Source organism: Sandarakinorhabdus sp. (assembly GCF_040398645.1).
GTDB lineage: Bacteria > Pseudomonadota > Alphaproteobacteria > Sphingomonadales > Sphingomonadaceae > Sandarakinorhabdus.
In genome coordinates, this window is record NZ_JBBATR010000044.1 from 15056 (window position 1) to 19861 (window position 4806).

Annotated in this window: 3 protein-coding genes; all 3 read left to right on the plus strand. The window is 64.5% G+C overall.

What is annotated here, in order from left to right; translation table 11 throughout:
* A partial coding sequence (locus ABWP50_RS10065) for an FAD-dependent oxidoreductase (RefSeq protein WP_353217861.1) occupies window positions 1-676 on the plus strand: 676 nt, incomplete at its 5' end.
* A 50-nt stretch (window positions 677-726) separates the two neighbouring features.
* Window positions 727-1329: a DUF2059 domain-containing protein gene (locus ABWP50_RS10070; RefSeq protein ID WP_353217862.1), complete on the plus strand. Its 603-nt coding sequence runs from the start codon at window positions 727-729 to the stop codon at window positions 1327-1329.
* A gap of 18 nt (window positions 1330-1347) precedes the next feature.
* Window positions 1348-4806: glutamate synthase large subunit (gltB, locus tag ABWP50_RS10075; RefSeq protein WP_353217863.1), on the plus strand; the 3459-nt coding region annotated here is incomplete at its 3' end.

Consider the following 4806-nt stretch of genomic DNA (forward strand, 5'->3'; position numbering starts at 1 on the left):
TGTGCCCGGCGCCGATGGCCCCGGCACGTTGGAGGCCATGGATTTCCTGATTGCGTCCAACCGCGCCGGCTTTGGCGATGTGGTGCCGGATGCCGCGCGCTTTGATGCGCAGGGCCGGCATGTCGTGGTGATCGGCGGCGGCGATACGGCCATGGACTGCGTGCGCACCGCGGTGCGGCAGGGCGCGGCCAGCGTGAAATGCCTGTACCGCCGTGACCGCAGCAACATGCCCGGTTCGGCGCGCGAAGTTGCCCATGCCGAGGAAGAGGGCGTGGAATTCGTCTGGTTGGCCGCGCCGGCGCAAATCACGCCGTTTGGGGTGGTGGCGCAGGCCATGCGGCTGGGCCAGCCCGGCGCCGATGGCCGCCGCAGTCCGGAGCCTGATGCCGGCACCCAGTTCACCGCCAAAGCCGATCTGGTGATCAAGGCGCTGGGCTTTGATGCCGAGGATTTGCCGACGCTGTTTGGTGCGCCCGATCTGCCGGTGACGCGCTGGGGGACGGTGCGGGTCGATCACCGCACGATGATGACCGGGCTTGATGGCGTGTTTGCCGCCGGGGATATTGTGCGCGGCGCCAGTCTTGTGGTGTGGGCGGTGCGTGATGGGCGTGACGTGGCGGTGCAAATGCACCAGTATCTGCGCGCCCGGGCTGGTATAGCGGCGCGGGCGGCCTGATCGGGCGCCGTGTCCGACACTATTGCTGCAAACACGCCAAAGGATTTGCCATGTCATTCTTGATCGCCGCTGTTGCCGTTGTTGGTGCTGCTGCTGCCCCGCCCCAACAGGCGCGTCCTGGTGTGGCCGCGCCGCCGGCGGTGCGCGCGGATGCTGCCACCTTGCAGGCGGCAGCGGCATTGGTCGCGCAACTGGGCCTGAAATCCCAATTGCAGACGCAGATGGCCAGCACGGTCAAACAGATGCGCTCTGGCTTCGTGGTGCGGGCCATGCTGGCGCAGCAGCCCGGCTTTGTGCCGGCCTATCAGGCCAACAAGGCCAAATTCGATGTCGCGCTGCAAAAGGCCGGCGCCATCCAGGCTGATATTGCGCAAACGGTGATCAATCAGAACATCGGCAGCGTGGTGACAGCCGCCCGCGATGCCTATGCCCGCCAATATACCGCCGCCGAATTGAACGGCCTGGCCGCCTTTTATCGCAGCCCGCTAGGCGTGGCCCTGCAAAAGAAGCAGGGCGCCGTGCAGAATGAGATCGGCCAGCAAACCGCCCGGCTGATTGGCACCAAGATCGACATGGCCATGCAGGCCAATGCCGCCAAGCTGCGCGAGGCATTGGCACCGCTGGGCTCCGCGACGCCGCCACCGCGCAAATAACCGACAGGACGACGCATCATGACCAATCACGCCCCCTTCATGGCTGATGCTGCCGAGCGCGCACGCATTGCGGCCACTGGCATGTACCGGCCCGATCTTGAATCCGATGCCTGCGGTGTCGGATTGGTGGCCGCGACGGATGGCCGGCCGCAGCGCCGGGTGGTAACGGCGGCCATCGATGCCCTGAAGGCAGTGTGGCACCGCGGCGCCGTGGATGCGGACGGCAAGACCGGCGACGGCGCTGGCATCCTGGTCGAAATCCCGGTCGATTTCTTTCATGAGCATGTCGAACGCCATGGCCAGAAGCCGGTCGCCGGCTTGCTGGCGGTGGGCCAGGTGTTCCTGCCGCGCACCGATCTGGGCGCGCAGGAGGCCTGCCGCACCATCGTTGAATCCGAAATCATCGGCTTTGGCTACAAGGTCTATGGCTGGCGGCAGGTGCCGGTGGATATCAGCTGCATCGGTGACAAGGCGATGCTGAGCCGGCCGGAGATCGAACAGATCATGATCGCCGGCCCGCGTGCTGTCGATGCCGAAAGCAAGGAGCAGTTCGAGAAGGATCTGTTCCTGATCCGCCGCCGCATCGAGAAAAAGGTGATCGAAGCGCAGATCCAGGGTTTCTATATCTGCTCGCTGTCCTCGCGCACGCTCATCTACAAGGGCCTGTTTCTGGCCGAATCGCTCAGCCAGTTTTACCCCGATCTGCTCGATGAGCGGTTCGTGTCGCGCTTTGCGATCTACCACCAGCGTTATTCCACCAACACCTTCCCGCAATGGTGGCTGGCGCAGCCGTTCCGCTGCCTGGCGCACAATGGCGAGATCAACACGATTCGCGGCAACACCAACTGGATGAAAAGCCACGAGATCAAGATGGCTGCCGCTGCATTCGGCGAGCATAGCGAAGACATCAAGCCGCTGATCCCGGCCGGTGCATCCGATACCGCCGCGCTGGACGCGGTGTTCGAAGCCTTTGTGCGGTCGGGCCGCGATGCGCCGACCGCCAAGCTGATGCTGATCCCGCAGGCGTGGCAGAAGGACGACAGCCTCGATCCCGCCACGCGCGCCATGTATGCGTTTTTTGCCAGCGTGATGGAGCCGTGGGATGGGCCGGCGGCGCTGGCGATGACCGATGGCCGCTGGGTGGTGGCCGGGCTGGACCGCAACGCGCTGCGCCCGATGCGCTATTGCCTGACCACCGATGGCCTGCTGATCACGGGCAGCGAAGCCGGCATGGTGGTGGTGCCCGAAGCCGAAGTGGCGAAAAAGGGCGCGCTTGGCCCCGGTGAGATGATCGCGGTTGATCTGGATGCCGCCCCTTCGCGCTTGTACGCCGATGCCGAGATCAAGGCGATGGTGGCGGCGGCGCAGGATTATCAGGCGCTGGTGGCGGAGTTCACCAATTTTGAAACCCTGCCCGGCCATGATGCGCCCGAGCCAGCGCCGGCCTATGCCCGCGATGACTTGCGCCGCCGCCAGGTGGCCGCCGGCCAGACCATGGAAGACATGGAGCTGCTGCTGGCGCCGATGGTGGAGGATGCCAAGGAAGCCGTGGGCAGCATGGGCGATGATGCACCGCTGGCGGTGATTTCGGACAATGCCCGCAACCTGTCGCATTTTTTCCGGCAGAATTTCAGCCAGGTCACCAACCCGCCGATCGATTCGCTGCGCGAAACCCGGGTGATGAGCCTGACCACGCGCTTTTCCAACCTGACCAACATATTGGATGACGAAGCCACCCAGGCCGGCGTGATGGTGATGAAAAGCCCGGTGCTGTCCAACCGCGACTGGTTTTTGCTGAAGGATCATTTCGGCCGCAAGGCCGTGGAGATTGATTGCACGTTCGAAATCGCGGGCGGGCCGGCAGCGCTGCGCGAAGCGATTGCGCGGGTGCGCGCCGAAGCCGAAACCGCGGTGCGCCAGGGCAAGACGCAATTGTTCCTGACCGACGAGCATCAATCGGCGGAGCGGGCGGGCATCGCCATGATCCTCGCCACCGCCGGGGTGCAGACGCATCTGATCCGCAAGGGCCTGCGCGCCTATGCCAGCATCAATGTGCGCGCTGCCGAAGCGCTGGACACGCATTATTTTGCCGTGCTGGTCGGGGTGGGTGCCACCACGGTGAACGCCTATCTGGCGCAGGAATCGATTGCCGATCGCCACAGCCGCGGCCTGTTTGGCGCGCTGTCCATCGATGAATGCGTGGCGCGCTACAAGAAGGCTGTCGATGATGGCCTGCTCAAGATCATGGCCAAGATGGGCATTGCCGTGATCTCCTCGTACCGCGGCGGCTATAATTTCGAAGCGGTTGGGCTGAGCCGGGCGCTGGTCAATGATTTCTTCCCGGGCATGCCGGCCAAATTGAGCGGCGAAGGCTTTGAATCTTTGTTCATCAACGCGCAGCTGCGCCACGAAAAGGCGTGGGACGAAGGCATCGCTGTGCTGCCGGTCGGCGGGCTTTATCGCTGGCGGGCGGGCGGGGAGGCGCATGCGTGGAGCGCGCATCTGATTCACTTGCTGCAAACCGCTGTGAGCCGCGATGGCTATAGCGATTATCTGAAATTCAGCCGCGGCGTGCAGGCGCTGCCGCCGATTTCGCTGCGCGATCTGCTCGATTTTGTGCCGGGCACCAAATCCGTGCCGATCGAAGCGGTCGAATCGGTGAGCGAAATTCGCAAGCGCTTTGTCACGCCGGGCATGAGCCTGGGCGCGCTGTCCCCCGAAGCCCATGAGGTGCTGGCGGTGGCCATGAACCGCATCGGCGCCAAGGCGGTATCGGGCGAAGGCGGCGAAGACCCGGTGCGTTACAAGCCCTATGCCAATGGCGACAATGCCAACAGCGTGGTCAAGCAGGTGGCATCGGGGCGGTTTGGGGTGACCGCTGACTATCTGAACGCCTGCGAAGAGATCGAAATCAAGGTGGCGCAAGGCGCCAAGCCGGGTGAAGGCGGGCAGTTGCCGGGCTTCAAGGTGACCGAGCTGATTGCCCGGCTGCGCCATGCCACGCCGGGCGTGACGCTGATTTCGCCGCCGCCGCACCACGATATCTATTCGATCGAGGATCTGGCGCAGCTGATTTACGACCTGAAGCAGATCAACAACCGCGCGCGGGTGTGCGTCAAGCTGGTGAGCAGCGCCGGCATCGGCACCGTGGCCGCCGGCGTGGCCAAGGCGCATGCCGATGTGATCCTGATTTCCGGCAATGTCGGCGGCACCGGCGCGTCCCCGCAAACCAGCATCAAATATGCCGGCACGCCGTGGGAAATGGGCCTGTCTGAGGTCAATCAGGTGCTCACGCTCAACGGCTTGCGCCACCGCATCAAGCTGCGCGCCGATGGCGGCCTGAAGACCGGCCGCGACGTGGTGATCGCCGCCATATTGGGCGCGGAGGAATATGGCATCGGCACCATGAGCCTGGTGGCGATGGGCTGCATCATGGTGCGCCAGTGCCACAGCAACACCTGCCCGGTGGGCGTGTGC

Excerpts from the sequence above, each read along its gene's own strand:
- ABWP50_RS10070 (WP_353217862.1), top strand. The coding sequence starts at position 727 with ATGTCATTCTTGATCGCCGCTGTTGCCGTTGTTGGTGCTGCTGCTGCC.